The sequence below is a fragment of the Brevundimonas sp. Root608 genome, from assembly GCF_001427825.1.
Lineage (GTDB): Bacteria > Pseudomonadota > Alphaproteobacteria > Caulobacterales > Caulobacteraceae > Brevundimonas.
In genome coordinates, this window is sequence record NZ_LMGT01000002.1 from 16,804 (window position 1) to 42,621 (window position 25,818).

General features: G+C 69.7%; 28 protein-coding genes, 1 tRNA gene and 1 other RNA gene. 14 read left to right on the plus strand and 16 right to left on the minus strand.

Annotated features, from left to right (window positions below):
* The first annotated feature begins 55 nt into the window (after positions 1 to 55).
* A tRNA-Gly gene (locus ASD59_RS05805) sits at positions 56 to 129 on the plus strand.
* 9 nt (positions 130 to 138) lie between these two features.
* Here ASD59_RS05805 and ASD59_RS05810 read toward each other — a convergent pair.
* The 6 genes from ASD59_RS05810 to ASD59_RS05835 form a co-directional block, all read right to left on the minus strand.
* Positions 139 to 1,122, minus strand: coding sequence for a TraB/GumN family protein (locus tag ASD59_RS05810; protein ID WP_055829789.1), 984 nt, complete (start codon positions 1,120 to 1,122; stop codon positions 139 to 141).
* Between the two features lie 57 nt (positions 1,123 to 1,179).
* Entirely contained in the window at positions 1,180 to 1,371 is a 192-nt protein-coding gene (locus ASD59_RS05815) for a helix-turn-helix transcriptional regulator (protein ID WP_055829790.1), read from the minus strand.
* Positions 1,372 to 1,381: 10 nt separating this feature from the next.
* Positions 1,382 to 1,831 (minus strand): hypothetical protein, encoded by a 450-nt coding sequence (locus ASD59_RS05820; RefSeq protein WP_055829792.1) that lies wholly within the window; start codon positions 1,829 to 1,831, stop codon positions 1,382 to 1,384.
* A gap of 79 nt (positions 1,832 to 1,910) precedes the next feature.
* On the minus strand, positions 1,911 to 3,179 hold the full coding sequence (locus ASD59_RS05825; RefSeq protein WP_055829795.1) for a DNA recombination protein RmuC: 1,269 nt from the start codon (positions 3,177 to 3,179) through the stop codon (positions 1,911 to 1,913).
* A 274-nt stretch (positions 3,180 to 3,453) separates the two neighbouring features.
* On the minus strand, positions 3,454 to 4,056 hold the full coding sequence (gene recR / locus ASD59_RS05830) for a recombination mediator RecR (RefSeq protein ID WP_055829797.1): 603 nt from the start codon (positions 4,054 to 4,056) through the stop codon (positions 3,454 to 3,456).
* Between the two features lies 1 nt (position 4,057).
* The gene (locus ASD59_RS05835; protein WP_055829799.1) at positions 4,058 to 4,387 is read right to left on the minus strand and encodes a YbaB/EbfC family nucleoid-associated protein; all 330 of its coding nucleotides are present in this window, start codon (positions 4,385 to 4,387) and stop codon (positions 4,058 to 4,060) included.
* 135 nt (positions 4,388 to 4,522) lie between these two features.
* Between ASD59_RS05835 and ASD59_RS05840 the strand changes: the two genes are divergently transcribed.
* Positions 4,523 to 5,137, plus strand: a complete 615-nt coding sequence (locus ASD59_RS05840; RefSeq protein ID WP_055829801.1) for a malonic semialdehyde reductase — start codon at positions 4,523 to 4,525, stop codon at positions 5,135 to 5,137.
* Between the two features lie 150 nt (positions 5,138 to 5,287).
* On the opposite strand, the gene ASD59_RS05845 is transcribed toward ASD59_RS05840, so the two are convergent.
* Positions 5,288 to 7,180 (minus strand): DNA polymerase III subunit gamma/tau, encoded by a 1,893-nt coding sequence (locus ASD59_RS05845; RefSeq protein ID WP_055829803.1) that lies wholly within the window; start codon positions 7,178 to 7,180, stop codon positions 5,288 to 5,290.
* A 132-nt stretch (positions 7,181 to 7,312) separates the two neighbouring features.
* Between ASD59_RS05845 and ASD59_RS05850 the strand changes: the two genes are divergently transcribed.
* Positions 7,313 to 7,939, plus strand: a complete 627-nt coding sequence (locus ASD59_RS05850; protein ID WP_156376950.1) for a hypothetical protein — start codon at positions 7,313 to 7,315, stop codon at positions 7,937 to 7,939.
* Positions 7,940 to 7,947: 8 nt separating this feature from the next.
* On the opposite strand, the gene ffs is transcribed toward ASD59_RS05850, so the two are convergent.
* An RNA gene (ffs, locus tag ASD59_RS13875) (signal recognition particle sRNA small type) lies at positions 7,948 to 8,043 on the minus strand.
* Between the two features lie 55 nt (positions 8,044 to 8,098).
* Between ffs and nudC the strand changes: the two genes are divergently transcribed.
* Positions 8,099 to 9,028 carry an NAD(+) diphosphatase gene (gene nudC, locus ASD59_RS05855; RefSeq protein ID WP_055829805.1) on the plus strand — a complete coding sequence of 310 codons (930 nt, stop codon included), beginning with the start codon at positions 8,099 to 8,101 and terminating at the stop codon, positions 9,026 to 9,028.
* Here nudC and ASD59_RS05860 read toward each other — a convergent pair.
* Positions 9,025 to 9,753, minus strand: coding sequence for a 3-deoxy-manno-octulosonate cytidylyltransferase (locus tag ASD59_RS05860; protein WP_082560090.1), 729 nt, complete (start codon positions 9,751 to 9,753; stop codon positions 9,025 to 9,027). The genes nudC and ASD59_RS05860 overlap by 4 nt on opposite strands.
* 150 nt (positions 9,754 to 9,903) lie before the next feature.
* Between ASD59_RS05860 and ASD59_RS05865 the strand changes: the two genes are divergently transcribed.
* Positions 9,904 to 10,650, plus strand: a complete 747-nt coding sequence (locus ASD59_RS05865; RefSeq protein ID WP_055829807.1) for a c-type cytochrome — start codon at positions 9,904 to 9,906, stop codon at positions 10,648 to 10,650.
* 59 nt (positions 10,651 to 10,709) lie between these two features.
* Here ASD59_RS05865 and ASD59_RS05870 read toward each other — a convergent pair whose 3' ends face one another.
* Positions 10,710 to 11,495: a C40 family peptidase gene (locus ASD59_RS05870; protein WP_055829808.1), complete on the minus strand. Its 786-nt coding sequence runs from the start codon at positions 11,493 to 11,495 to the stop codon at positions 10,710 to 10,712.
* A 54-nt stretch (positions 11,496 to 11,549) separates the two neighbouring features.
* Positions 11,550 to 12,950, minus strand: coding sequence for a leucyl aminopeptidase family protein (locus tag ASD59_RS05875; protein WP_055829809.1), 1,401 nt, complete (start codon positions 12,948 to 12,950; stop codon positions 11,550 to 11,552).
* A gap of 93 nt (positions 12,951 to 13,043) precedes the next feature.
* Here ASD59_RS05875 and ASD59_RS05880 point away from each other — a divergent pair, with 93 nt between their 5' ends.
* From ASD59_RS05880 to thrS, 4 genes are read left to right on the plus strand one after another with little or no spacing between them, the layout of a single operon-like run.
* Positions 13,044 to 13,856 carry a tetratricopeptide repeat protein gene (locus ASD59_RS05880; protein WP_055829810.1) on the plus strand — a complete coding sequence of 271 codons (813 nt, stop codon included), beginning with the start codon at positions 13,044 to 13,046 and terminating at the stop codon, positions 13,854 to 13,856.
* A gap of 18 nt (positions 13,857 to 13,874) precedes the next feature.
* Positions 13,875 to 14,345: an iron-sulfur cluster assembly scaffold protein gene (locus ASD59_RS05885; RefSeq protein WP_055829811.1), complete on the plus strand. Its 471-nt coding sequence runs from the start codon at positions 13,875 to 13,877 to the stop codon at positions 14,343 to 14,345.
* A 44-nt stretch (positions 14,346 to 14,389) separates the two neighbouring features.
* The gene (gene yidD, locus ASD59_RS05890; protein WP_055829813.1) at positions 14,390 to 14,635 is read left to right on the plus strand and encodes a membrane protein insertion efficiency factor YidD; all 246 of its coding nucleotides are present in this window, start codon (positions 14,390 to 14,392) and stop codon (positions 14,633 to 14,635) included.
* The gene (gene thrS, locus ASD59_RS05895) at positions 14,635 to 16,560 is read left to right on the plus strand and encodes a threonine--tRNA ligase (RefSeq protein ID WP_055829815.1); all 1,926 of its coding nucleotides are present in this window, start codon (positions 14,635 to 14,637) and stop codon (positions 16,558 to 16,560) included. The genes yidD and thrS overlap by 1 nt, the downstream gene beginning before the upstream one ends.
* Positions 16,561 to 16,632: 72 nt before the next feature.
* Here thrS and phnE read toward each other — a convergent pair whose 3' ends face one another.
* Genes phnE through phnC form a run of 3 tightly spaced genes read right to left on the minus strand, consistent with a single transcriptional unit; the run spans position 16,633 to position 19,243 of the window.
* Positions 16,633 to 17,391: a phosphonate ABC transporter, permease protein PhnE gene (gene phnE, locus ASD59_RS05900; RefSeq protein WP_055829899.1), complete on the minus strand. Its 759-nt coding sequence runs from the start codon at positions 17,389 to 17,391 to the stop codon at positions 16,633 to 16,635.
* A gap of 56 nt (positions 17,392 to 17,447) precedes the next feature.
* Entirely contained in the window at positions 17,448 to 18,449 is a 1,002-nt protein-coding gene (gene phnD / locus ASD59_RS05905; RefSeq protein WP_055829817.1) for a phosphate/phosphite/phosphonate ABC transporter substrate-binding protein, read from the minus strand.
* On the minus strand, positions 18,446 to 19,243 hold the full coding sequence (phnC, locus tag ASD59_RS05910) for a phosphonate ABC transporter ATP-binding protein (RefSeq protein WP_055829901.1): 798 nt from the start codon (positions 19,241 to 19,243) through the stop codon (positions 18,446 to 18,448). The genes phnD and phnC overlap by 4 nt, the downstream gene beginning before the upstream one ends.
* Before the next feature lie 350 nt (positions 19,244 to 19,593).
* On the opposite strand from phnC, the gene ASD59_RS05915 reads away from it, so the two are divergent.
* The 5 genes from ASD59_RS05915 (at position 19,594) to ASD59_RS05935 (ending at position 23,955) form a co-directional block, all read left to right on the plus strand.
* Positions 19,594 to 20,859, plus strand: a complete 1,266-nt coding sequence (locus ASD59_RS05915) for a type III PLP-dependent enzyme (RefSeq protein ID WP_055829819.1) — start codon at positions 19,594 to 19,596, stop codon at positions 20,857 to 20,859.
* A gap of 214 nt (positions 20,860 to 21,073) precedes the next feature.
* On the plus strand, positions 21,074 to 22,126 hold the full coding sequence (locus ASD59_RS05920) for a 1,9-bis(guanidino)-5-aza-nonane synthase (RefSeq protein WP_055829821.1): 1,053 nt from the start codon (positions 21,074 to 21,076) through the stop codon (positions 22,124 to 22,126).
* Positions 22,127 to 22,226: 100 nt separating this feature from the next.
* Positions 22,227 to 22,577, plus strand: a complete 351-nt coding sequence (locus ASD59_RS14420; RefSeq protein WP_200943732.1) for a ribonuclease — start codon at positions 22,227 to 22,229, stop codon at positions 22,575 to 22,577.
* 110 nt (positions 22,578 to 22,687) lie between these two features.
* Positions 22,688 to 23,185: a hypothetical protein gene (locus ASD59_RS05930; protein WP_055829823.1), complete on the plus strand. Its 498-nt coding sequence runs from the start codon at positions 22,688 to 22,690 to the stop codon at positions 23,183 to 23,185.
* On the plus strand, positions 23,182 to 23,955 hold the full coding sequence (locus ASD59_RS05935) for a hypothetical protein (protein WP_056621479.1): 774 nt from the start codon (positions 23,182 to 23,184) through the stop codon (positions 23,953 to 23,955). Before ASD59_RS05930 ends, ASD59_RS05935 begins: the two co-directional genes overlap by 4 nt.
* Here the strand turns inward: ASD59_RS05935 and aguB are convergent.
* Positions 23,922 to 24,791, minus strand: coding sequence for an N-carbamoylputrescine amidase (gene aguB / locus ASD59_RS05940; RefSeq protein ID WP_055829828.1), 870 nt, complete (start codon positions 24,789 to 24,791; stop codon positions 23,922 to 23,924). The genes ASD59_RS05935 and aguB overlap by 34 nt on opposite strands.
* Positions 24,791 to 25,795 carry an agmatine deiminase family protein gene (locus ASD59_RS05945; protein WP_082560091.1) on the minus strand — a complete coding sequence of 335 codons (1,005 nt, stop codon included), beginning with the start codon at positions 25,793 to 25,795 and terminating at the stop codon, positions 24,791 to 24,793. The genes aguB and ASD59_RS05945 overlap by 1 nt, the downstream gene beginning before the upstream one ends.
* Positions 25,796 to 25,818 lie beyond the last annotated feature (23 nt).

Here is a 25,818-nt window from a genome sequence, read left to right on the forward strand (position 1 = left end):
GCAGCCGTCCCGTCTGGACGCCGTCCGCCGTTGGCCCTAAGGCTGCGGCGGCTCCGCGGGCGTGATGTAGTGGTAGCCTGAAAGCTTCCCAAGCTTTTCGTGCGGGTTCGATTCCCGCCGCCCGCTCCAGCCGTCGCCCTATTCGCGGGTGACGGCGACGCCGCGATCCTTCAGAATTTCCTGCACGCTGTCCTCCCCGGCGAGGTGGGCCGCGCCCACGGCGATGAAGGCCGTGCCCGAGCCCGCCAGCAGCGTCTGGATCTGACCCGCCCAGTCGGTGTTCCGCCGGACCAGCAGCGCCTCGTAGACGGCCGGGGATTCGGCGCGCATCTCATCGACTGCGACCCGTTCCAGCGTCGCCACGTCCCCCGTGGCCCAGGCCCCCACCATCTCGTCCAGTTCGACCGTGGCGTCGCCGTAGGCCTCAAGCGTCGAGCGCAGGAAGCTCAGCTGATCGGTCTCCGACATGCCGGCGAGTATGCCGATCTGCCTGTCGATGGTCTCGAAGCCGTGGATCGGCTTGCCCGCCGCATCGGCGCGGGCCTTGAGGATCAGCTCAACGCCCGACTGGGGATCGTAGCCGGCCTTGACCAGCGGCGCGACCGACAGGGTCAGGCCGGCCAGCCAGGGACGGAAGACGTCCAGCTGCGCGGCCTTCATGCCGGCGCCGGCGGCTGCGGCGTTCAGCGCGGCCATTTCCTCGGCCGTCAGCAGGCTGGAGAGGGGGCGGTCGGGCGAGATGCCGTGCTGCTGGATCAGGGGGAGGATGGCGGCCTGATCGTCGGGGTTGGATATCTCGAACCAGATCTGGTCGGCGCCGGCGAAGGCCGCGTCCACCCTGGCCGAGCCCCAGGCCGTGGTCGGGCGCAGGACGTGGACCGTGCCGAACAGATAGAGGGTCGAGTCGGCGTCGCGGATGACCCACAGGGCCGGGCCGGCGCCTTCGGCCTGGGGAACCACGCGGGCGGCCACGGCGGCGGCGGGGGCAGCCTCGACCGCCTGGGCGAAGGCCTGGGCCGGCTGGAAGGCGATGGCGCCGGCCAGTCCGAGGCCGAGAACGGCCCCCAGGGCGGTGCGGGCCAGATGGGCCGCGCGGGTTTTCAGAGGCGTGGAAACGGTCATGGAAACAATCCTTGGAGCGGGTCGGAAGCGATTTTGTGGTGGGTCCCGAGGAAGGGCTCAGTCCTCGGTGAAGATGGATTCGATGGGGTGGCCGAACACCCTGGCGATCTTGAAGGCCAGCGGCAGGGAGGGGTCGTAGCGGCCGGTTTCGAGGGCGTTGACGGTCTGGCGCGAGACGCCGAGGGCGTCGGCGAGATCGGCCTGGCTCCAGTTCCGTTCGGCGCGCAGGACCTTGAGACGATTGTTCATGCGAGCGGCCTCACCGGTGCTTCAGCCACCAGCCGGCCCAGGCGAGAGAGTAGCCGGCGAGCTGGAACAGCAGGATCGACATCATGCCCGAGACAAAGATGTCCGCGGCCCGGGAGCCGAAGCCGGCGGGGACGGGAACGTCCTGCGCCCGCATCATGAGGGTCAGCAGCAGCACCGCCCCGACGGCCATCCCGCCCGTGCCGCCCCACCACCAGGCCCATTTGTGCGCCTCGCGCGCCGCCTCGTCGATGCCGCGCCACCACCAGATGCAGCCGGCGAGGCCGGCCGCCATGGCGGCGGAGATCATGGCCGCGGTCAGCGCCACGCCAACCGGCCCCGGCTGGTCGCCGAAGACTGCGCTGGCGGCGCCGGCCAGACCGCCGACAGCCAGCGAGCCGATCATGACGAGGGCGTAGGTTGCGGGCCCATGCGGGCGCTTGGGCTTGGCGATCGGGTTCATGACAAGGCTCCCTGTCGATTTGACAAGTGTGTTTTACATCACGGAGCGATCGTGTCAAGCGTCCTTGTCCAACCCGGGGTCAGGCCTTGGGAAGCGCCGTGGCGCGGCCTTCGGTCGCGACCAGCTCCGGTCGGCTGAGAGCGCGAGGCGACTGGTCGACGGGCGCCAGTTCGGGCAGTTCCTTGCCTTCGTGATCGACCTGGAGATCCTCGAACCGACGGGCCGAGACCATGACCTGGCTCTCGAGCGAGCCGACGAACTGGTTGTATTTACCGACGGCGGTATCGAGCGCCCGGCCCACGGCGGCGGCGTGGCCGCCCATGACCGACAGGCGTTTGTAGAGCTCCTTGCCCAGTTTCGCGACGTCCTCGGCGTTGCGCGCCTGCTCCTCGGCGCGCCAGCCGTAGGCGACGGCCTTGCACAGGGCGAACAGGGTGGTCGGGGTGACGATGACGACGCGCGAAGCCATGGCCGTGGTCATCAGGTCGGGCTCGTGATCGAGGGCGGCGGCGAGGAAGGCGTCGCCGGGCACGAACATGGCGACGAAGTCCGGACTGGGCTTGAATTGATCCTGATAGGCCTTGGAGGACAGCTGGCGCACGTGGGTCTTCATGCTGGTGGCGGTGCGCAGGGAGGCGGCGAGGCGCTGGGCCTCCTCGTCGCCATCGGTTTCGTCGCCGAAGGCCAGCGACACCTTGGCGTCGATCACGAACATGCCGCCGCCGGGCAGACGGACAACGAAGTCGGGGCGTTGCTGGCGGCCGGCGTCGTCGGCGCTGGAGGACTGTTCCTCGAAGTCGAAACGGCCGGCCATGCCGGCGGCCTCGAGCACATTGCGGCAGGTCTGCTCGCCCCAGCGGCCCCGGCGGCCGGTGTTGCCCTTGAGCGCCTCGGTCAACCGCCGCGCCTCGTCGCGTGTGGCGGTGGAGGCGGTCATCAGCAGGGCCAGCTGTTCCTTGAGCCCGCCGGTCTCCTCATTGCGCGCCTTCTCGAGCGCGGCGACATGCTCCTGGAACAGTTTCAGGGTCTCGGCCACGGGCTTGAGCTGGGCTTCCATCCGCTGCTGGGACATCAGTTCGCGGGTGCGGAAGGTCTCGTCGGTGCGCTTCAGCAACTCCTCCGCCACGGTGTTGGCCGACTGGGCGGCCTGGGCGCGGAGCAGTTCGGTCGAGGTCGCGGCCTGGTCCTCGAACAGGCGCATGCGGGCCTCGGTCTCGGCGTGACGCTCGCGCAGCTCCCAGTTCCGGGTTTCGGCCGCGGCGGCGCGACGACGCTCCATCAGGGCCCAGGCGAGGGCGATGACGGCGACCAGGGAGGCGGCGAGGAAAGCGACGAGGGAGGCGTTCATGCTCCGTTCCTTAACCGGAGTCGCCGGGGGCCGCCATGGCGGGCGCTCGTGGATTTCACTCGGGTAAAATCCGGAAAAACACCGTCCAGACCGTCCAAGTCGTCCAAAGCGTTGGTAGCATCGCCCATAGCGTCCCGACTCGTTGGAAGGGGAGATAGCCCTGCACGCGGCAGTCTACACCCGGCCTGCGTCAGAATCGGTCGTAGGCGGCCTGTTCCCACCCGTCTTCCTCTGGCTTTACCCGGGGATGACGACGCAGGCGGGGAGCCCGACCCTACGCCGGCCGGCGCTGCCTCAGCGCCTGGATGATGGTGCCGTCGTCCAGCCAGTCGAGCTCGCCGCCGACCGGGACGCCGCGCGCCAGGGATGTGATGATGACGCCGGTGTCGGCCAGCCGTTCGGCGAGATAGTGGGCCGTGGTCTGGCCGTCGACGGTGGCGGGAAGGGCCAGGACGATCTCCTTCGCCTCGCCGCCGCGCACCCGTCCGACCAGTTCGGCGACCCGCAGGGCGTCGGGGCCGACGCCATCCAGGGCCGACAGCAGGCCGCCCAGCACATGATATTTGCCGCGAAAGGCGCCCGACCGCTCCATGGCCCACAGGGCCCCGGCCTCCTCGACCACGCAGATCAGGGCGTTGTCGCGCGCGCCGTCAGAACAGATGGAACAGGGATCGCGGGTGTCGGGCGCGCCGCAGACGCTGCACGAGGTGACCTTCGCCGCCGTCTCGGCCAGCGAGGCCGCGAGCGGGACCAGCAGCTGCTCACGCTTCTTGAGCAGGGCCAGGGCCGCGCGACGGGCCGAGCGGGGCCCGAGCCCCGGCAGCTTCGCCAGAAGCGAGATCAGCCGTTCGATCTCGGGTCCGGCCGAGGCGGCCAAGTCAGAACAGCTTCGGCATGCCGGGGATGTTCATCCCGGCCATGGGGCCGGCGGCCTCGCGCATCAGGGCGCTGTTGACCTCGTCCAGCTTGCGCTTGGCGTCGGCGTGGGCGGCGACGATCAGGTCGGCGAGGATCTCGCCCTCGCCGGGGACCAGCAGACTGTCGTCGATAACCACCGAGGTGATCTCGCCCGCGCCCTTCAGGGCGACGGTGACGAGGCCGCCGCCCGAGGTTCCGGACGCGGTGGTTTCGGCCATTTTCGCCTGGGCGTCCTGCAGCTTCTGCTGCATAGCCTGGGCCTGTTGCATGAGGGCGTTGAGGTCTTTCATGCCCTCAAGATAGGCGCTGACCCTGGCTTGGGACAGGCCTGAAAAATAGCAACAGAATTTGTTTCGAATGCCCTTGAACCAAATCCGGGCCGCGCCATTTAGCATCCACCACTGTTGCTGATCAGGAGCCGCCTCATGGCCTTCGATTCCACGCCCGCCCGCGACCTGCCCCTCTCCGAGACGGCGCTGGACCAGCTGTTCACCGCCGCCCGCACGCGCAACGCCTGGTCGGACCGGCCGGTGTCCGAAGACCTGATGCGCCGCCTGTACGACCTGACCAAATTCGGCCCGACGGCGGTGAACAACACCCCGGCGCGGTTCGTGTTCGTGACCTCGCCGGAGGCGAAAGCGCGGCTGGTCCCGCTGATGAGCGAGGGCAACCAGGCCAAGACGCTGCAGGCGCCGGTCGCCGTGATCATCGGCTACGACATGGATTTCCACGAAACCCTGCCGCGGCTGTTTCCGCATGCGCCCGGGGCCCGGGACTGGTTCGCCGACGCGGCCGCGCGGCGCGAGTCCGCCTTCCGCAACAGCTCGCTGCAGGGCGGCTATTTCATGATCGCCGCGCGGGCGCTGGGCCTGGACGTGGGCCCGATGTCGGGCTTTGACGCCGAGGGGGTGAAGGCCGAATTCTTCGCCGGCACGGCGGTCGAGCCCAACTTCATCGTCAACCTCGGCTACGGCACGGACGAGAACCTGTTCCCGCGCTCGCCGCGCTTGGGGTTCGAGGAAGCGGCGCGGATTATCTGAGCCATCAAATTCCGCTCATCCCGGCGAAAGCCGGGACCCAGTGTTCTGGGCGATCCGGCGGGACCGGTGAGCCTCACTCGCAGTCCTCGGACGCCGGCGTCAGGCTGGAAAGAACTGGGTCCCGGCTTTCGCCGGGATGAGCGGAAATTCTCAGTCTTCCTCCCCCGGCTCATCCGGAATGGCCGGAAGCTCCACCGCCGGCGCGAGCGTCTTGATCTCGCCGATCTTCGCCCCGGGGAAGGCCTGCATCACCGCCATGACGAAGGGGTCGGCCTCGATTCCGGCCCGCTCTTCCGAGCGCTTGCGGCGGTCGATCTCGATCATGGTCTCGCCGCCGCCCTGGCCGTTGGCGGCGATCAGCCAGGTGCGGCCGGTCCAGTCCTTGAGACGCGAGGCCAGCTTGCGCGCCAGGTCCATCGGCGCGCCGTCGAGGCTTTCATAGGTGATGGCGCCCGGCTTGAAGGCCACGGGGCGGACGTAGCGCTGCACGTCCATCTGCAGGCCGACCTCGCGCTTCTCGCCGATCAGGGCCACGACCTGCTCGAACGACTGCGGGTCCGGCAAGGCCGGCGCGGCGACCGGTCGGGCGGCCAGCTGGGCCGACGCTCCGCCGCCGCCCCCGCCGCCGCCCGAGGGGCCGCGCGGGGCAGAGCCGCCGGGCATGGGCTCGCCGTCGCGCAAGGCTTTCAGGGCTTCTTCGGGTCCCGGCAGGTCGGCGGCGTAGGCGAGGCGGACGATGGCCATCTCGACGGCGTCGGCCGGATTGGGCGCGCGGCGGACCTCGTCCAGGGCGCGGAGCAGCATCTGCCAGACGCGGGCGAGGGCGCCGGCCGAGATCACCGCGCCCAGGGCCGTCAGCTTCTGGGCCTGGTCATTGGGCAGGCGGGTCGCCTGCGGCCCCAGCATCTTGGCCACCGAGGCGGCGTGGCAGTGCTCCAGCAGATCGTTGGTGATCTGCACCGGATCGGCGCCGTAGCCGTAGAGGGTGCGGAACAGCTCCAGCGCCTCGGGCGTGCGGCCGGCCATGATGGATTCGAACAGGGCGATAGTCTGGCTGCGGTCGGCGAGGCCCAGCATGTCGCGGACGACCTCGGTCCTGACCGTCTCGCCCCGGTCGCCCTGGACCAGAGCCTGGTCCAGCAGGCTGAGGCCGTCGCGCACCGAACCCTCGGCGGCGCGGGCGATCAGGGCGAGGGCGTCCTGCTCGATCTTCATCCCCTCGCGGTCAGCGATGCGGGCGAGGTGTTCGACGAGGATTTCCGGCTCGACGCGGCGCAGGTCGAAACGCTGGCAGCGGCTGAGGATGGTCACCGGCACCTTGCGGATCTCGGTGGTGGCGAAGATGAATTTGGCGTGCGGCGGCGGCTCTTCCAGCGTCTTCAGCAGGGCGTTGAAGGCCTGGTTCGACAGCATGTGGACTTCGTCGAGGACATAGACCTTGTAGCGCGCCTCGACGGGGGCGTAGCGGACGCTCTCGATGATGTCGCGGATGCCGTCGATGCCGGTGTGGGAGGCGGCGTCCATCTCGACCACGTCCATATGCTGGCCGGCCATGATGGAGGCGTCGTGGCGGCCCTGGTCGGTCAGGGCCAGCGACGGGCGGTCGATGCTGTCGGTCTCGTTGTTGAGCGCGCGGGCCAGCAGCCGGGCGGTGGTCGTCTTGCCGACCCCGCGGACGCCGGTGAGCATGAAGGCGTGGGCGATGCGGCCGGTGGCGAAGGCGTTGGTCAGGGTGCGGACCATGGCCTCCTGGCCGATCAGGTCCTCGAAGGTGTGCGGCCGGTATTTGCGGGCCAGGACGGTGTAGGCCTCGCCGTCGTCGACATGGGCCGCGGGGCCGGAGTCGGCGGGAGCGGCGCGTTTGGCGGCTTTGGCCTCCGGCTTCGGCTCGTCAGGAATTGCGGCGGCTTCGGCCTCCCGCATGCCAGCGGGTTCGGGCGCGCCGAACATGTCGTCGGTGTCGGGATCGCGCTCGACGACGTCGCCGTCGGGGGCGTCTTCCTCCCACGGAGGGCCATCGAGACTCGGATCGGCGTCGCTCATGCCTGATCCTTAGCGCGACAGCGCGCGGCTGCCACCCCCGCCACGCATCACGACGGTGGATTGCAGAGAAGCCTTGCGGCAGGCGAACGCCGTGTTAAGCCAAACGCCAAGGTTGAATCACGGGGGAACGTCATGCTTCGGTCTGTAATGATGGGAGCGATGCTCTCCCTGGCGCTGGCGGGCGCCGCGGCCGCCGAGCCGTTCCGGTCCTTCGCGGACCTTTGCCTGTCGACGGACGCCAGCGCGCGGGTCGCCGGTGGCGCGGCCAAGGGTTCAGGCTGGAGGGACGTGACGACGCAGATGGCCGCCGAAATGGGCGACATGGGCGAGGAGTTCCAGGACATCGCCGTCTACTTCAACTTCGATCCGGCCAGCGCCGGACGCCTGTCGCCGGATCAGTCCATCGAAATCCTGGTGACCGGCTGGGGCGACGGCGAGGCTGTGATGGACACCAAGGGGGTGGTTCTGGACCTTTGCGGCGTGTTGTCGCCCGAAGCGGATGCGCTGACGATGAGCAAGCGGGTGTCGGATCATCTGGGCGTGCCCTCCTCCACCAACGACGACGAGACCTTGTGGCTGTATTCGCGGCAGGGTGACCGGTTCGTATCCGAGGCGGCCCTGGTGGACGCCGAGGACGACATCTTCATGGAGGCCGCCCGCGAGCGCAGCCTGTACGCCGTGTACGTGTTCGAGGAAGACGGAATGGCCGGCCTGTTCGTCGGCGCGGTGCGTCCCGAGGCGAAGGCGCAGGACCGCTGAATTCCAGGGTGAGGTGGAGACCGCGACCCGAAGGGGAATTCGTTGTGGCTGCTGCCTTCCGGCCCTGACCAGGTTGGCGAAGCCTTCGCCCGCGATCTCCAAGGCCGATATGACGATTCCCGCTCGCGGATGCAAGCGCGGCCTTGCTAGAGGACTGTCATGGCCCTCCCCGCCCTGAACACCTTCTCCGGCAATCCGCTCGACCGCGCCGGCGACCTTCGCAACGATCCCGACTGGCTGGCGGAACAGGCCGCCAACCCCGAGGCCGTAGCCATGGCGCTGTGGGAAGGGCGGCCCCTGATCGAGACGGCGGGCGAACCGCGGCTGGCGTGGCTGGCCCTGACCCACGCCCGGGCCCTGGTCCCGGACCGCGAACTGTTCCTTGGGCTGTGGAAGGGCGCGCCCTGTTTCGCGGTCGAGATCGAGGGTTCGGCCGATCCGGCCGCCGGGCCGCTGGCCGGGCTGGGGGCCTTTCACGAGATGCGCGAGGCGGCGGCCCTGCTGCCCGGCCCCGACGCGGCCATGGCGGGGACGGCCAAGTCGCTGTTCGACTGGCGGCGGCGGCACGGCTTCTGCGCCGCCTGCGGGGTCGAGAGCGACAATGCCTGCGGCGGCTGGAAGCGGGTCTGCCCGGCCTGCGGCGTCGAGCATTTCCCGCGCGTCGACCCGGTGACCATCATGCTGCCGGTGTTCAGGGGCGGGGCCGAGCCGATCTGCCTGCTGGGGCGTCAGGCGGCCTGGCCGGAGGGGCGGATGTCGGCGCTGGCGGGGTTCCTGGAGCCGGGAGAAACCATCGAGGCGGCCTGCGCCCGCGAGATCGCCGAGGAGGCGGGCCTGACCGTGACGGGGGTGCGCTACCACTCCAGCCAGCCCTGGCCCTTCCCCTCGCAGCTGATGATCGGCCTGATCGCCGAGGTCGACAGCATGGACGCCCGGCCCGACCAGACCGAACTGGAGGCCGTGGCCTGGCTGACCCGGGCGGAGGCGCGGGCGTGTCTGGCGGGGACGCATCCGTCGATCAAGGCGCCGCTGAAGATCGCCATCGCCCGGACGCTGCTGCAGGCGTGGGTGGACGGGTTCGAGGCCTAGCCGGCGGCCAGCTTCCGCGCCGCCGCGAGGTCGTCCGGATTGTCGACAGACAGCGGGGCTTCGTCGATCACCGCGGCCCAGATCTGCAGGCCCATCTCCAGAGCCCGGAGTTGTTCCAGCTTTTCGCGACGCTCCAGCGGCGACGGCGGGGCGGTGCAGAACCGCTCGAGGGCGGCGCGGCGATAGCCGTACAGACCGATGTGCCGCCAGACGGGGGCGTCGCCGTACAGGGTCGAGCGGGTGAAATAGAGGGCGCGGCCGTGGCGTTCGCCTTCGGACAGGGCGACGACCGCCTTGACGACATCCGGATTGGCGCGGTCGGAGCGGTCGGCCTCGGGCGCGATCAGGGTGGCGATGTCGCAGGCCGGCTCGCCGTGCAGCAGGGCGGCGCAGGCCGTGGCCAGGCCGGGATGGGCGAACGGCATATCGCCCTGCAGATTGATGACGGCGTCGTGGAGGCCCCCCGGATCGATGGCGTCCAGCGCGGCGCGGATGCGGTCCGAGCCGGACGGCAGGTCCGGATCGGTCAGGACGGCGACGCCGCCGTCCGCCTCGATGGCCGCGACGATCGCGGCATCCCCCGCGGCCACCGCGACCGGCAGGCCCGACAGGGCGGCCTGGCGGTACGCCCGCACGATCATCGGCACCCCGCCGATGTCAGCCAGCGGCTTGCCCGGCAGGCGGGTCGCGGCCATGCGCGCGGGGATCAGGATCAGGGGGTTCACGTTCAGGTCCCGGGACAGACAGACGACTGCGACGCTCCGGCGGCCTTCCGCCGGTTGCGAAGGCCGCGCTAGCGTGTAAGAGACGCCCACGCAAGAATTCGCCCCGCCGGTCAGTCGGTCGGGCCTCAGAAACGGGATGAGACGACGCGCATGAGCGGCGATCTGAAGTGGAACAAGATTCTGGGCGCCGGTCTGGCGACCGCCTTCGTCATTATCGGCCTGCAGCAGGTGACGGGCGCGATTTATCATACCGAAGCCCCTGAAAAGATGGGCTATTTCGTAGACGCCCCGGAAGAGGCCGCCGCGGGAGCCGCTGAAGCGGTCCTGCCGCCCGACTGGGGTACGGTGCTTCCGGCCGCCGATCTGGCCGCCGGCGAGGCCGCCTTTGCGCGCTGCCAGGCCTGCCACACGGCGACGGCAGGCGGACCCAATGGAATCGGCCCGAATCTGTTCGGCGTCGTCGGCCGGGCCGTGGCCAGCCATGCGGGCTTCGCCTATTCGGACGCCATGCAGGCCCACAAGGGCGCTGCTCCGACCTGGACCCTGGATGAGCTTGACCAGTTCATCACCGCGCCGGGACGCCACGTGCCGGGCACCAAGATGTCGTTCGCCGGCATCCGCGACACCAACACCCGCGTCAATCTGATCGCCTGGCTGCGAAGCCAGGGGTCGGGCGGCGTGGCCATCCCCGCGCCCGACCCGGCGCGTCAGCCCGGCGCCGCGCCCGCGGCCGCGGCCGAAGGCGACGCTCCGGTCGCCGGCGCCGAATCAGCCGGCGCCGAGAACGGCGGCCAGACGGGCGCCGCGCCCGACACGGGGGCCGCGGCCCAGCCGACGACGGCGGCCACGCCCGCCGCCCCGCCGGCCTCGACCAGCCCGGCGCCGCCGAACAACTGAGCCCCGCAGGCTCGATATGAATGGAAGGGCGGTCCTCGGGCCGCCCTTTTTCGTTCCGCTCAGAGGCGACGGAACACCGGCCCCGGCGAGCCCTCGACCCGATGGCGGGCGTCCGCGTCCGCGAACGGCTCGATCACGACTCCGCCCAGACGACCGACGGCGTGCAGCACGCGGCCGCCGTCCAGCATCAAGCCGGCGTGGCCGTTCCACGGTCCCTCGTCGGGATCCAGCCAGATGACCAGATCGCCCCGACGCGCCTGACCGGAGGCAACCGCCCGGCCGAGTTCGGCCTGCAGATCAGCATAACGGGGCCCGGGAAGGCCGCAGGCGTAAAGCGCCTGTTGCACCAGACCGCAGCAGTCCGTGCCCAGCGACGAGCGGCCGCCCAGCCTGTAGGGCGTTCCAATCAGACGCTCGGCGACCTCGACGGGCGAAGCGGCGAATTCTCCGACCGGCGTCAGACCGGTCACGTCCGCGGGATCGACGACGAAGGCGTTGAGCGGCAGGGCGGCGTCGAGGCCGGCGACACAGTGCGTCGGCCGCGGCGCGCCCTCGGCCAGGTCGCTCGCGTCGATCCAGCCGACGACGCCGTCCCGGCGCGCGCGGCCCCACAGGCGGTCGCCGCGGCCGTCGAGCACGTCGAAGGCCTCGCCGAAGATCAACTGGTCGATGGGGTGTTCGCCGGGGGCGGCGTCGGCGTGGATGTCCGCAACCGCGACGGCGCAATGCATCGCCCGCACCGCGCGGAAGGCCGCGGCGCGCACGACGCCTTCCAGCGCCTGCTCGGCCAGATCGGGCCGGGCGAGCGTGGTGCGGGGATCGAGAATGGCGGCGGCTGCAGTCAAGCGTGGGCTCGTCCGGTTGAGCCGTTGTGGTAACGCAAGAAGCCGAAAGGGCCGTTAACGAACGGAGGCTTTGTTGTGGCCATATCGGCGGGAAAGCATCTCGAAACAGGCCCTCAGGGCCTGCGCCTCTCCGCCCTCGGGCCAGCCCGGACGCGCGCGCGGGTTCCAGGCGAAGATGTCCATATGGGCCCAGGCGCCGGTGGTCGGGGCGAACCGCTGCAGGAACAGGGCGGCGGTCACCGAACCGGCCTGGGCCCAGGCGGCGGAGTCATTGCGCAGGTCGGCGATCTCTGTTTCCAGCGCGGCCCGATAGCCCGGCCACAGGGGCATCCGCCACAGGGGGTCGCCGACGGCGCGGGCGGCCGCGAGCAGATCGGCCGCCAAGGCCTCGTCGTCGGTGTAGAGCGGCGGGAGCTCCGGCCCGAGGGCGATGCGGGCGGCGCCGGTCAGGGTGGCGAAGTCGAGAGTGAGCTCCGGCGAATGCTCGCCGGCCCGGGTCAGGATGTCGGCGAGGATCAGCCGACCCTCGGCGTCGGTGTTGCCGATCTCGATGGTCAGGCCCTTGCGGCTGTTCAGGATGTCGCCGGGGCGGAAGGCGTCGGCGGAGATGGCGTTCTCGACCGCGGCCACCAGCACGACCAGCCGCACGGGCAGTCCCGCCTGCATGACCAGCCGGCCGAGGGCGAGGGCGTGGGCCGAGCCGCCCATGTCCTTCTTCATATTGCGCATGCCGGCGGCGGCCTTGATGTCGAGCCCGCCGGAATCGAACACCACCCCCTTGCCGACCAGGGCGACCAGCGGCAGGTCGGCGCGGTCCAGATTCCAGCCGATCTCGATGACGCGCGGCGCGCGGTGCGGGGCGGCGGCGCGGCCGACGGCGTGAACCGCCGGATAGTTGTCGTCCAGCAGGGCGTCGCCGGTGACGACGGCGATGGCGGCCCCCGCCTCAGCGGCGATCTCGCGGGCGATGGTCTCGATCTGAAGGGGCCCCATGTCGGCCGCCGGCGTGTCTACCATCTCGCGGGCGAGGGCGCAGGCCGAGGCGATCCGCATCGTCGCCGCCAGATCGAGACCCTCCGGCGCGGCCAGCCGAACACGGTCGCGGTCGGGCCGGGCCTTGTAGCGGTCGAAGACATAGGCCCCCAGCAGGAAGGCCAGGGCGGCCTTGCGCGCGTCCTCCGGTTCCGCCTCGAGCCGGTAGAGGCCCGGCGGCAGCTTCGCCGGCAGGGCGCGGGCGGACAGGGGGTCGAAGGTCTCTCCGACGCCGACCAGAATCGCGGCGATCCCGCCCCCGCCGTCGGGCGCGACCAGCATCTGGCCGGGCTTGCCCGTGAAGCCGTTGGTCTCCGCCCAGCCCTGCTGGGCCTCATCGATCCGTCCTGCGGGCCCCACGAACCGCACCGGGATCGCGCCCGTGGCGTCAGCGGTCAGCAGGTCGGGATGCAGGGCGGACATGGACGACGGCCTTTCCGGCCGGCGACGGCCGATCTTAACCAAGGATTGACGCGAAGGGCGGACTCTGGCCCCCGAACCTTCCGGAGCGCCTCCATGTCGCGCACGACAGCCTCTATCGCAATCCTCGTCCTGCTTTCGGGCGTGGCCGCTCCGGCCTTGGCCGATCCAGCCGCCCCTCCGGCCCAGGCGCAGCCCCAGGCCGCCGTCGCGCGCCGGCCGGCCACCGCCGAGGTGCGCGCGGCCTATGATCGGTCCGACGCCCTCAGCCGGTCGGTGTTCTGGACCGACCAGGCCGACATCGATCCCCGCGATCCCGTCGCCGGGGTCAAGGCGGCGCAGGCGCTGCGGGATCTCGGCCGCTACGATCAGGCCGCCGAGATCGCCCAGCGGGTGCTGGTGATCCAGCCCGGCAACGTCGACGCCATGCTGGAGGTCGGGCGCGCCCACATCGCGCGGGGTCAGGCCTTCTATGGCGTCGCGGCCCTCGAGCAGGCCCGCACCGCCCGCCCGGGCGACTGGGAAGCCTGGTCGCTGCTGGGTGCCGCCTACGAACAGGTCCGCCGGCCCGACGACGCCCGCGCCGCCTGGGCCCAGGCCCTGGCCATCTCGCCCGACAATCCCGCCGTCCTGACCAATATGGCCATATCGGCCATGGCCCAGGGCGACGCCGCCACGGCCGAGCCGCTGCTGCGCCGCGCCGCGGCCCAGCCGGGCGCCTCGCTGAAGGTGCGGCTGAACCTGGCCATGGTGCTGGGCCTGACCGGCAAGATGGGCGAGGCGGAACAGATCCTGCGCCGCGACCTGCCGCCCGAGGCCGCCGACGCCAATCTGAAATGGCTGCGGGAGCGCGCCGACGGCGCCGGCGTGGATCAGGCCCGGACCTGGGGCTCGCTCCAGGGCGGCTGATCGCCTATATTTCCGCCCATGATCGACGAGCTCTACAGCGCGCGCATTCTGAAGCTGGCGGCCAATCTGCCGCACAGCGGACGGCTGGCCGCGCCCGAGGGCACCGGCGAGCGGGTCGCAAAACTGTGCGGATCGAAGGCCATCGCCGATGTGACGCTGGACGAGGCCGGTCAGGTTCTCGAATTCGCCCAGGACGTGAAGGCCTGCGCCCTCGGCCAGGCGGCGGCGGGCGTGCTGGGCGAGAGCGTGATCGGCGCCTCGCTGGATGAACTCGTTCAGGCGCGCGACGCCATGTCCGCCATGCTGAAGGCCGACGGCGAGGGCCCGACGGGCCGTTTCGAGGGGCTGCGCGCCCTGAAGCAGGTGGCGGACTATCCCGCGCGCCACGCCTCGACCATGGTCGCCATAGAGGCGACGCTGGACGCGGTGCGGCAAGCCCTGGCCCGTAAGGGCCCGGATACGCGAACTAGGCTCGCCGGGGCTGCCTGACGGCCGTTGCCCCTGCGCTCATTGCGGGGGATAAGCGCGGCGACATGGCTTCCGGCGGACCTCTCTATGAACGCGGCGTGCGGCTGGCCCATCGCGGCTACAAGCTGACGCTGTCGCCCCTGATCGGGCAGCAATGCCGGTTCCTGCCGACCTGTTCGGACTATGGCCGGGACGCGCTGATCCAGCATGGACCGGTCAAGGGGGGATGGCTGACGGTCAGACGCCTCTGCAAATGCCACCCCTTCGGCCAATCGGGCTACGACCCGGTTCCGCCTGTAAAGACAGACTGATGATCGATCTCAAATTCCCCGACGGCGCCTCGCGCCAGTATCCCGACGACGCCACGGGCCGTGACGTCGCCGCCTCCATCTCGCCGTCGCTGGCCAAGCGGGCGGCGCTGGTGGCCCTGAACGGCGAGCAGCGCGATCTGGACCGGCCCCTCGGCGGGTCCGGCGACTTCAGGCTGATCATGCGCGACGATCCGGAAGCGCTGGAAACCATCCGCCACGACGCCGCCCACGTGCTGGCCCAGGCGGTGCAGGAGCTGTTCCCGGGGACGCAGGTCACCATCGGCCCGGCGATCGAGGACGGCTTCTATTACGACTTCCACCGCGAGGAGCCATTCTCGACCGACGACTTCGCCGCCATCGAGAAGAAGATGGCCGAGATCGTCGATCGCGACGAGAAGCTGGTCCGCGAGGTCTGGGACCGCGACGACGCGATCAAGCATTTCGAGCGCGTCGGAGAGACGTTCAAGGCCGAGCTGATCCGCGATCTTCCGGGTACAGAGGAAATCACCGTCTACCGCTCGGGCGGCTGGCTGGACCTGTGCCGGGGGCCGCATTTCCCGACGACGAAATTCGTCGGCAAGGCGTTCAAGCTGACCAAGCTGGCGGGCGCCTACTGGCGCGGCGATCACCGCAATCCGCAGCTGCAGCGCATCTATGCGACGGCCTGGGCCTCGAAGGAGGACCTGGACGCCTATCTGCTGCGCGTCGAGGAGGCCGAGAAGCGGGATCACCGCAAGATCGGCAAGGCCATGGGCCTGTTCCACATGCAGGAGGAAGGCCGGGGCATGGTGTTCTGGCATCCCAAGGGCTGGGAGCTGTGGCGCGTGCTGGAGGCCTATATGCGCCGCCGGCTGGACGCCGCGGGCTATGTCGAGGTCAAGACGCCGCAGGTGCTGGACCGGACCTTCTGGGAGAAGTCGGGCCACTGGGAGAAATACCGGCCCAACATGTTCGTCTGCGAGACGGTCGAGGGCGAGACCCTCAGCCTCAAGCCGATGAACTGCCCGGGGCACGTGCAGATCTTCGACCAGGGCCAGCGGTCCTACCGCGAGCTGCCGCTGCGCATGGCCGAGTTCGGGGCCTGCCACCGCTATGAGCCGTCGGGCGCCCTGCACGGCCTGATGCGGGTGCGCGGCTTCACCCAGGACGACGCCCACATCTTCTGCCGCGAGGACCAGATCGTCGACGAGACGGAGCGGTTCATCCGCCTGACCCAGGTGATCCACGCCGACCTGGGCATGCAGACGCACGAGATCGCCCTGGCCACCCGGCCCGAGGTCCGCGCCGGCACGGACGAGTTCTGGGACAAGGCCGAGGCCATGCTGCTGGACGCCTCGAAGAAGGCGGGCATCGAGCCGGTCATCGCCGAGGGCGACGGCGCCTTCTACGCGCCCAAGCTGGACTTCATCGTCAAGGACGCCATCGGCCGGACCTGGACCTGCGGCACGCTGCAGCTCGACTATGTCCTGCCGGAACGTCTGAACGCGGAATATATCGGCGAGGACGGTCAGAAGCACCGGCCGGTCATGCTGCACCGGGCCATCCTCGGCTCGTTCGAGCGCTTCATCGGCATCATGATCGAGAACTACGCCGGGGCCTTCCCCCTGTGGCTGGCGCCGACCCAGGCCGTGGTGGCGACCATCGTCTCGGAGGCCGACGACTACGCGCGCGAAGTGCAGGCGCGGTTCAAGGCCGCCGGCCTGCGGACCGAGCTGGATCTGCGCAACGAGAAGGTCGGCTACAAGGTGCGCGAACACTCGGTCGGCAAGGTCCCGGTCATCGCCGTGGTCGGCAAGAACGAGGCCGAACAGGGCACGGTCGCCATCCGCCGGCTGGGCTCGCAGGCGCAGGAGGTGGTGTCGCTGGACGAGGCGATCCGCATCCTGACGGAAGAGGCCACGCCGCCGGACCTGCGGCCCGCCTGACCGGGGCGGAAACAAGAAAGCCCGCCGTCGCGATCGCGGCGGCGGGCTTTTCAACGGGGGAGTGAAGCGCCGTTACAGCAGGCGTTTGCGCATGGCCTGGGACAGCATGTCGATCAGGGTCACGGCCACCACGACCACGACCACGATGGCCGAAACGGCGCGGAAATCGAAGGCGTTCATGCTGTCGAACAGCACCTGGCCGATGCCGCCGGCCCCGATCAGGCCCAGCACCGTCGCCGACCGGCTGTTCGACTCGAAGCGATAGAGGGCGAAGGAGGTCCACAGCGGCGCGACCTGGGGGATCACGCCCCAGACGATCTCGTGCAGCTTTGAGGCGCCGGTGGCGCGGACGCCCTCAACCGGGCCCTTGTCGATCGACTCGACGGCTTCCGAGAACAGCTTGGCCAGCACGCCGGCGGTGTTCAGGGCGATAGCGAGCACGCCCGCAAGAGGCCCGAGCCCCACGGCGACGACGAACAGCAGGCCGATGACCAGATCGGGGATCGAGCGCAGCAGGTTCATCAACCATCGCACCGGCGTGACGACCCACACCGGCGCGATGTTGCGCGCCGCGGCCAGACCCATCGGGATGGCGGCGAAGACGGCGATGAAGGTGCCCCAGAGGGCGATCTGCACCGTCTCCCACATCTTGCCGACGAACAGCTTCCAGTCGGTGAAGTCGGGCCGCAGCAGTTCGCGCGCGAAATTCTGGGTGTTCTCGTTGTTGCTGAACAGCTTGGTGACGTTGACCAGCTCGACCGGCCCGAAGCTGTAGACCAGCACGGCGCCGACCCCGCCCCAGATCAGGATGTCCAGCGCCCAGGCGGCCATCGACTTGGTCGGGGGGTTGGGGATGGCCGTCGCGGCCGGTTTGACGGCGGCGTCGGTCAAGGCTGGACCTCGCGCAGGCTGCGCAGGCGCTGCAGTTCACGCCCGGCGGCGGCGACGCCGGCGGCGTCGCCCTTGGCGCGAGCCTCGCCCAGCTTCTGGTCGGCGATCATTTCGCGGATCGGGTTCAGATAGCCGTCGTCGGCGGCGTTGAAGCGCGAATATTCCAGACCCGCCAGAACCTGACGCTGGCGTTCGGCCTCGACGCCTTCGCCCTGGCCGTAGGTCAGGAAGAAGCTGCGGATCTTTTCCTTCAGCGCCGGATCGAGGTCCTCGCGGACCAGGATGCCGCTTTCGGGGATCGGGGGCGACTGCCAGATTTCCTGAATCTGGGCCGCGATCTGCGGGTTCTGCTTGCGCAGGAAGACGGTGTTGACCGTGTTCGAGGTCGCCACGTCGAGCTGGCCCGAGGCGACGCCGAAGGCGTTCGACTGGTGGTTGGCCGAGCGGACGTTTCTGAAGCACTGGGCCGGGACGATGTTGCGCGGATTGAACAGGAAGGCCATCGGGGCCAGCGTGCCCGAGGTCGACTGGGCGTCGCCGATGCCGAAGTCGAAGCGTTTGCCGCAGGCCATGACCTGATCCAGGGTGATGCCCGAGCCGGTGCGGACGATCAGGGTCGAACGGTAGCTGTCCAGACCCTCCTTGTTGACCGTGCGGGCGATGACCTCGGCGTCGGCGCGGTCGATGGCTTCGACGGCGGGCTTGGCCGAGAACCAGGCGACCTGGGTCTGGTTGCCGCGCATGGCCTCGACCAGGACGGTGTAGTTGGAGCCGAAATAGGGCTTTACCGGCACGCCGATGGCCTTGGACATGTCCTCCAGCAGCGGCTGCCACAGCGGGCCGGCCGAGGCCTGGCCCTCGGCGGACAGGATGGAGAAGGTCAGTTCGGTCGGCGCGGCGGCGGACTTCTCGCCCCCGGCTCCGCATGAAGCGAGGCCGAGCATGGCGACGGCGGCGGCGATCAGGCCGAGACGGCGGGTGACGGGGGCGAAGGTCATGCCTTGGTTTCCCAGAACGCGTCCTCGAACTCGGGACCGTAGATGTCGATAAGCTGTTTGGTGTCCAGGCCTGTGGCCGGGCCGTCATAGACGATCTGGCCGGCCTTGAGGGCGATGACCCGCTCACAATAGCGGATGGCGTAATCGACCTGGTGCAGGGTGACGATGACGCCCATGCCGTCGCGCTGGTTCAGTTCCACCAGCAGTTCCATGACCTTGCGGGCGGACACGGGGTCCAGCGAGGCGACCGGTTCGTCGGCCAGGATGGCCTTGGCGCCCTGGACGAGAGCACGGGCGATGGCGCCGCGCTGCTGCTGGCCGCCGGACAGGGTGTTGGCGCGCTGGGCCGCATAGTCGGACACGCCGACGCGGTGCAGGGCCGCCATGGCGCGCTGCTTGTCAGCCGTCGGCCAGGCGCCGAGAAAACCCTGCCAGCCCGGAATACGGCCTAGGGCGCCCAGCATGACGTTGGAGAACAACGACAGCCGGCCGACCAGATTGAACTGCTGGAAGATCATGCCCAGCTTCTGGCGCGCGGCGCGGGTCGCGCCGGTCGTGCGGCCGTTCTTCTGGACGCATTCGCCGAAGACGCTGATCGTTCCCTTGCCGGAATCGATGGTCTGCAGGCCGGTGATCGATCGCAGCAGCGTCGATTTGCCCGACCCGGAAGGGCCGATCAGGGCGACCATTTCTCCGGCCCCGACCTCGACGGACACGCCGTTCAGGGCCTTTCGGGCGCCGAAAGTCTTGGACACGTCCTTCACGGACGCGACGGCGGCAGTGGCTGAGGTCATGGACACGCTGAAAGCGGTTGCAAGGGCGCGCCGCATGGCCCGATCAGGCCCGCGAGGCAAGTCTTAATGGCACGTTCGCGAGGATTTCGTCCAGCGGAACGGCAGGCGGACCGGTCCGAACCGCCAGCCCGCCGAGAAGCGACGGCTGCGGCGGGGAGCAGCGGCGGATGGGCGCCGCCGGCATGGTCCGTTGGCGGACCAATCTCGTCTAACCTCAAGCCCTGCCTGAAAAAAACCGCTTTACATGACAGTCACGTGACCCTACATCGCGGCTTCCGGCGGACCCCGTGGTCTGACACTATGCGCTGCTAACGCCGGCTGGGTTTAACAATTACAGGGGTTTACGTGAATTGCGCACGTATCCATTTCCCCTGGACCTGGTCCGCGAGCGGTCCCCTGAGCGTCCCGTCGCACTCGTGCGGCCTCGTTCGGTTTCCGTAGCGGCGCGCTGGTTCCAGGACAATCTAAAGGCCGACGTCTTCTATGCTGTGAAGGCCAATCCCTCGCGCTGGGTCATCGAGACCCTGGTCGAGGCTGGCGTCACCGCCTTTGACGTCGCATCGCTGTCGGAGATCGAACTGGTCCGTTCGGTCAGCGCCGACGCGCGACTGGCCTTCATGCACCCGGTCAAGAGCCGCGGCGCCATCACCCGCGCCTATTTCGAGCACGGCGTCCGCACCTTCTCGCTGGACAGCCATGACGAGCTGGCCAAGATTCTCGACGCCACCGGCGGCGCCACGGATCTGAACCTGCTGGTGCGGATGGCGGTCTCGGCCGACGGCGCGGCCTATTCCCTGTCGGGCAAGTTCGGCGTCTCGCCGGACCAGGCCCCGTCCCTGCTGCTGGCCACGCGCCAGGCGGTCGTCGACGGCCTGATGGGGGTCTGCTTCCACGTCGGTTCGCAGTGCATGCGCCCGTCCGCCTATGAGGCCGCCATGGCCCAGGTCGGCCGCGCCATCACCCGCGCGGGCGTGATCGTGGACATCGTCGACGTCGGCGGCGGCTTCCCCTCGGTCTATCCGGGCATGGTGCCGCCGGACATGAGCGAATACGCCGACGCCATCCACCGCGGCTTCAACGACATGCCGGTCACCCACACCACCGAACTGTGGTGCGAGCCCGGTCGCGCGCTTGTGGCGGAATCGTCGTCGGTCCTGTGCCGCGTCGACCTGCGCAAGGGCGACGCCCTGTATCTGAACGACGGCTCGTACGGCTCGCTGTTCGATGCGACCCACTCGCGCTGGCCCTTCCCGACCAAGCTGGTCCGGGACGGCGCGAGCGCCAACGAACTGAAGCCCTTCCGCTTCTACGGCCCGACCTGCGACTCGATCGACCACATGCCCGGACCGTTCTGGCTGCCGGCCGATGTGCAGGAAGGCGATTTCATCGAGATCGGCATGCTCGGCGCCTATGGCGTGGCCATGTCGACCGGCTTCAACGGCTATGGCGAGCACGACATCGCCGCGGTCGGGGACGCCCCGATGGCCTCGCTGTACGGCCTGGCGCCGCGCTCCATCCCGACCGTGCGCACCACGGCGGAAGAGCAGGCCCGCAAGGTGGTTCGCCTGAGCCGCCCCAAGGGCAAGGCCGGCCAGCGGAAGAAGCAACGGCGCTGACGCCTCCAACTTTTGTCGTCATCCTCGGGCTTGACCCGAGGATCAGACCATCCCCGCCTCGCTCTTCAACGAATTAGGGATGGATCGTCTGACCCTCGGATCAAGTCCGAGGGTGACGGGTTTGGGTATTGAGCCTATTGGGCCCCGTCGGTCGCTCCGTCCCGACATGGCTTCCTTCAACGACGGGCGCTCAAACCAAAGGGAAACCCTTGCAATGAACGCTCCCGTTCAGTCGAACCAGAAGGCCCAGCTGCTTCAGAACACCGTCGAGCATGTGGACATCACGTCCTTCGACGCCCGCCCGATCATCGACAGCATGCGCAAGATGTCGTTCTCGAGCCGCGACACGGCCCGTGCCGCCGACATCTTCAACATGGCCATCGAGGACAAGGACTGCTCGCCGTGGCTGATCCTCGCCGGTTCGACCTCGGCCGGCGGCTGCATGCACGTGTACCGCGACATGGTGAAGTTCGGCATGATCGACGCCGTGGTCGCCACCGGCGCCTCGATCGTCGACATGGATTTCTTCGAGGCCCTCGGCTTCAAACACTACCAGGCCGCCGGCGAGGTGGACGACAACGTCCTGCGCGACAACTACATCGACCGGATCTACGACACCTATATCGACGAGGAAGAGCTCCAGGCCTGCGATCACACCATCCTGGAGATCTGCAACCAGCTGGAGCCGCGCGGCTATTCCTCGCGCGAGTTCATCTGGGAGATGGGCAAATGGCTGTCGGAGGGCAACGCCAAGAAGCCCGGCTCGCTGATCCAGACCGCCTATGAAGAGGGCGTGCCGATCTTCTGCCCGGCCTTCGTCGACAGCTCGGCCGGCTTCGGCCTGGTCAAGCACCAGAAGGAGCGGATGGCAGAGGGCAAGCCGTACCTGATGATCGACGCAGTCGCCGACTTCCGCGAACTGACCGACATCAAGATCGCGGCGGGCGTCACCGGCCTGTTCATGGTCGGCGGCGGCGTGCCCAAGAATTTCGCCCAGGACACGGTCGTCTGCGCCGAAATTCTCGGCATCGAGGCCGAGATGCACCGCTATGCGGTCCAGATCACGGTCGCCGACGTGCGCGACGGCGCCTGTTCGTCGTCGACGCTCAAGGAAGCCGCCTCCTGGGGCAAGGTGCAGACCACGCACGAGCAGATGGTCTTCGCCGAGGCCACCACGGTGGTGCCGCTGATCGGCTCGGACGCCTATCACCGCGGGACGTGGAAGAACCGCGACAAGCGCCGCTGGAACAAGCTGTTCGGCAAGTAACGGCAATCTGTGGCCGTCACCCTCGGGCTGGACCCGAGGGTGACGGAACGGAGGGAACCCCTCTCCCTCCCGCCCGCTTCTTCCTCGAAGGAGCTTCGCCATGACCGATCAGCATGAGACCGAGGACGCCCGCGAGGCCGAAGACATGGGCGAGAAGCCCGATCTGGGCCGCCGGCCGGACGCCCTGACCGAGGCCCTGTCGGGCTCGGACATGGGCTCGGACACCCGCTCCGGCTCCCTGCAGGGCGGGGCGGCCACGGGGTCCGAGGTCGATCCCGACCAGGACGCCATCAATGAGAGTCTGGCCACCGAGGGCATGGCTTCGACCGATGCCCGTTCGCCCGCGCCCGCCGATCCGGATCCGGTCAAGAACACGGGTGCGGCGACGTCGAGTCCAGCCCGCGACCGGGGCGAGGGCAAGCCGGACCAGGCCGACGCCCCGACCGGCTGATCCTCGGGTCCGTTCCACGCCTTGCCGAGGGCGTTAACCCGCCTTGCCGCCGCCGCAGCCATGGGCCACGGTGCCGACAATCAACACAGTCTTTTCAAGGACGATACGGGATGAAGCGCATGTTCGCGGCCGCCGCTCTGACGGCGGCCCTGGCCCTGGCCGGTTGCGGCCAGAGCCCCGCGCCGGAGGCCGCCGCGGCGAACGAGGCGTCGGCGGACACGGCGGCTCGCGTCGCGGCGGCGTCGCCGCCCGCGGAGTCTGCGTCCCCGGCCGCGCCGTCCATACCGGCCGCGCCCGGCGCGCCTTCGTTCGCCGTCGTCTATCCTGGCGGAACCGTGAGCGGACCCGCGACCGTGGCCCAGGGGCCCGACGGCCCCGGCGGCATTCTCAGCTTCACCACCGACGCCACGCCCGACACGGTGGTGGCCTTCTATCGCCAGCGCGCGGAGGCCGCCGGCCTGGCCTCGGTCATGGCCATGAACCAGGGCGAGGCCCGCGCCTACGGAGCCGCGGCCGACGACGGCAGCGGCAAGCTGCTGCGGGTCGTCGCAACGCCCGTGGAGAACGGTCCGACCAGCGTCCAGCTGGACTGGACCGCCGGCGGGTGAACCGCCGCGCCGCGTTCGCGGCCTGCGCCCTTCTGGGGGCCTGCGCCTCGCCCGGCGGTTCCGCGCTGGTCGAAGCGCCCCCAGGATACCTCGACGTCCGTGCAATCCACGCGTTGGCCGATGCGTCGCCCACGCCCCGGTCCGTCTCCGATCCGCTGCCGGGCGAGCCGGACACGGACCGCTGGTGGCTGGCCACGGCCCACGCCCAGCTGGCGGGTCCGGAGGCGGCCCAGCATTTCGACTGCGCCCTCGGCGTCCGTTTCGCGCAAAAACCCCGGCCGGCCCTGACCCGGCTGATGAACCGCCTGCTGGTCGACGCCGATAGCCTGACCCGCCTGCTGGCCGCCCGGTGGCCCCGGCCGCGTCCGATCCAGGCCGTCGAGGGACTGGAGCCGTGCCAGAGGGTCAGTGACGCCATCTCCGAAGACGCGTCGTGGCCGGCGGTCGGAGCCGTCGCAGGCTCGGCCTGGGGTGAAATGTTCGCGGCGCTGGCGCCCGACCGGGCCGCCGAGGCGCGCCGCATCGGGCGCGAGATCGGACTGAGCCGCGCCATCTGCCGCATGAACTGGCCGGAGGATGTGACGGACGGCGCGACCCTGGGGGTCCGGCTGTACGCGGTCGGGTCGGAATCGCCGGCTTTCGCCGCCGACCTTGAGGCCGCCCGGTCAGAGGTCGCCTCGGCGCGCGCCGAGGGTCTGACCAGTCCCGGCTGCGCCGCCGAGCGGCTGGCGCTGGATCAGGCCGGCCGTGGCGCGACCAGCGAACCGTAGAGATCCGTCCGCCGATCGCGGAAGAAGCCCCAGGCGGCGCGGTGGCGGTCGACATAGTCGAGGTCGAAGGTGTGGACCAGCGCCCCCTCGTCGGCGCGGCCGAAACTCTCCACCAGATCGCCGCGATGGTCGGCGATGAAGGACGAGCCGTAGAAGACCTGGCCGGCCGCGGTCACCTGCTCATGGCCCGTGCGGTTGGCGCCCACCACCGGCACGACGTTCGACACCGCGTGGCCCTGCATGGCGCGCCGCCACGGATCGGCGGTGTCCAGCTCCTTGTCGTGCGGCTCGGAGCCGATGGCGGTCGGGTAGAACAGCACCTCGGCCCCCTGCAGCATCATGGCGCGGGCGGTCTCGGGGTACCACTGGTCCCAGCAGATGCCGACGCCGACGCGGCCGTGACGGGTGTCCCAGACCTTGAAGCCGGTGTCGCCGGGCCGGAAATAGTATTTCTCCTGATAGCCGGGGCCGTCGGGGATGTGGCTCTTGCGATAGACGCCCAGCGCCCGGCCGTCCGCGTCCAGCATGACCATGGAGTTGAAATAGTGCGGCCCCTCGCGCTCGAAGATCGAGACGGGGATGGCGACGCCCAGTTCGGCGGCGACGGGCTGGAGCGCCGTCACGCAGGGATGCTCGCGCCAGGGGTGGGCGGTCGCGAACCATTTCTCTTCCTGGGAGACGCAGAAATACGGCCCCTGGAACAGCTCGGACGGCAGGATCACCTGCGCCCCCTTGGAGGCGGCCTGGCGGATCAGGTCGATGGTCTTGTCGATATTGGCCTGCAGGTCCTCGCCATACGAGGTCTGCAGGGCGGCGACCGTGATCGTGCGGGCCATCAGGCGGGCTCCTGCTGGGAGATGCAGTGGAAGGATCCGCCGCCGGAGAGGATGGCGATGGACGGCAGGGCGATGATCTCGCGGTCCGGGAAGACCGTCGCCAGCCCCTTGCAGACCAGATCGGCGGCGCGTTCATCGCCATAGGTCGGCACGACGACCGCGCCGTTGGCGATGAGGAAATTCATGTGGCTGGCCGGCACGGGCTTTTCGTCCTCGTCGCCGACGAAGCCGGGGGACGGCAGGCGCAGGACCTTGAGTGGCGCGCCGGTCGAATCCGTCATCTGCGACAGCGCGCGGGCCACGGTGTCGTAGACGTCGTCGTTCGGGTCGCCTTGGCCCCAGGCGATGGGGCAGGCGACGACGCCCGGCGCGACGAAGCGGGCCAGGTTGTCGACATGGCCGTCGGTGTGGTCGTTGAGCAGGCCGTCGCCGAGCCACAGGACCTTGCGGGCGCCGAGGGCGTGGGCGAGGGCCGCCTCGGCCTTCTCCCCGGTCCAGCCGGGATTGCGGTTGGGGTTCAGCACGCACTGGCGCGTGGTCAGGATCGTACCCTGGCCGTCATGCTCGACCGCCCCGCCCTCGAGGATGAAGTCATTGCGGGTCAGAGGGACGCCAGCGGCGTGACTGATCTGGTCGGCGACCGTGTCGTCGTGCTCGAGCTCATACTTGCCGCCCCAGCCGTTGAAGCGGAAGGCCGCCGCGGTCGCGGAGCCGGGGCCGAAGATGGGGCCCGTATCGCGCAGCCAGATGTCGCCGAAGCGGCCGTCGACGACCTCGACATTCACAACGCCGGCGAAACGCGCGCGGGCGTCATCCAGGGCTTCCGGCTTGCCGACCATCAGTTTCACCCGCTCGCGCCCGGGGCCCGCCAGGGCGCGGACGAGGGCCTCGACCTCGGCCCGGGCCGGCTCGAGGTTGTCCTCCCACAGCTCGGCGTGGCTGGGCCAGCCGACCCACATCGCGCGGTGCGGCGCCCATTCGGCGGGGACGAGAGTCTGGTTCATGGGGCCTCGTATCGGCGAATGGC

Coding starts and splice junctions, on each gene's coding strand:
- ASD59_RS05810 (WP_055829789.1), bottom strand. CDS start 1,122: ATGACCGTTTCCACGCCTCTGAAAACCCGCGCGGCCCATCTGGCCCGC.
- ASD59_RS05815 (WP_055829790.1), bottom strand. CDS start 1,371: ATGAACAATCGTCTCAAGGTCCTGCGCGCCGAACGGAACTGGAGCCAG.
- ASD59_RS05820 (WP_055829792.1), bottom strand. CDS start 1,831: ATGAACCCGATCGCCAAGCCCAAGCGCCCGCATGGGCCCGCAACCTAC.
- ASD59_RS05825 (WP_055829795.1), bottom strand. CDS start 3,179: ATGAACGCCTCCCTCGTCGCTTTCCTCGCCGCCTCCCTGGTCGCCGTC.
- ASD59_RS05835 (WP_055829799.1), bottom strand. CDS start 4,387: ATGAAAGACCTCAACGCCCTCATGCAACAGGCCCAGGCTATGCAGCAG.
- ASD59_RS05840 (WP_055829801.1), top strand. CDS start 4,523: ATGGCCTTCGATTCCACGCCCGCCCGCGACCTGCCCCTCTCCGAGACG.
- ASD59_RS05845 (WP_055829803.1), bottom strand. CDS start 7,180: ATGAGCGACGCCGATCCGAGTCTCGATGGCCCTCCGTGGGAGGAAGAC.
- ASD59_RS05850 (WP_156376950.1), top strand. CDS start 7,313: ATGCTTCGGTCTGTAATGATGGGAGCGATGCTCTCCCTGGCGCTGGCG.
- nudC (WP_055829805.1), top strand. CDS start 8,099: ATGGCCCTCCCCGCCCTGAACACCTTCTCCGGCAATCCGCTCGACCGC.
- ASD59_RS05865 (WP_055829807.1), top strand. CDS start 9,904: ATGAGCGGCGATCTGAAGTGGAACAAGATTCTGGGCGCCGGTCTGGCG.
- ASD59_RS05875 (WP_055829809.1), bottom strand. CDS start 12,950: ATGTCCGCCCTGCATCCCGACCTGCTGACCGCTGACGCCACGGGCGCG.
- ASD59_RS05880 (WP_055829810.1), top strand. CDS start 13,044: ATGTCGCGCACGACAGCCTCTATCGCAATCCTCGTCCTGCTTTCGGGC.
- ASD59_RS05885 (WP_055829811.1), top strand. CDS start 13,875: ATGATCGACGAGCTCTACAGCGCGCGCATTCTGAAGCTGGCGGCCAAT.
- yidD (WP_055829813.1), top strand. CDS start 14,390: ATGGCTTCCGGCGGACCTCTCTATGAACGCGGCGTGCGGCTGGCCCAT.
- thrS (WP_055829815.1), top strand. CDS start 14,635: ATGATCGATCTCAAATTCCCCGACGGCGCCTCGCGCCAGTATCCCGAC.
- phnE (WP_055829899.1), bottom strand. CDS start 17,391: ATGGCCGCCTGGGCGCTGGACATCCTGATCTGGGGCGGGGTCGGCGCC.
- phnD (WP_055829817.1), bottom strand. CDS start 18,449: ATGACCTTCGCCCCCGTCACCCGCCGTCTCGGCCTGATCGCCGCCGCC.
- phnC (WP_055829901.1), bottom strand. CDS start 19,243: ATGACCTCAGCCACTGCCGCCGTCGCGTCCGTGAAGGACGTGTCCAAG.
- ASD59_RS05920 (WP_055829821.1), top strand. CDS start 21,074: ATGAACGCTCCCGTTCAGTCGAACCAGAAGGCCCAGCTGCTTCAGAAC.
- ASD59_RS14420 (WP_200943732.1), top strand. CDS start 22,227: ATGACCGATCAGCATGAGACCGAGGACGCCCGCGAGGCCGAAGACATG.
- ASD59_RS05930 (WP_055829823.1), top strand. CDS start 22,688: ATGAAGCGCATGTTCGCGGCCGCCGCTCTGACGGCGGCCCTGGCCCTG.
- aguB (WP_055829828.1), bottom strand. CDS start 24,791: ATGGCCCGCACGATCACGGTCGCCGCCCTGCAGACCTCGTATGGCGAG.
- ASD59_RS05945 (WP_082560091.1), bottom strand. CDS start 25,795: ATGAACCAGACTCTCGTCCCCGCCGAATGGGCGCCGCACCGCGCGATG.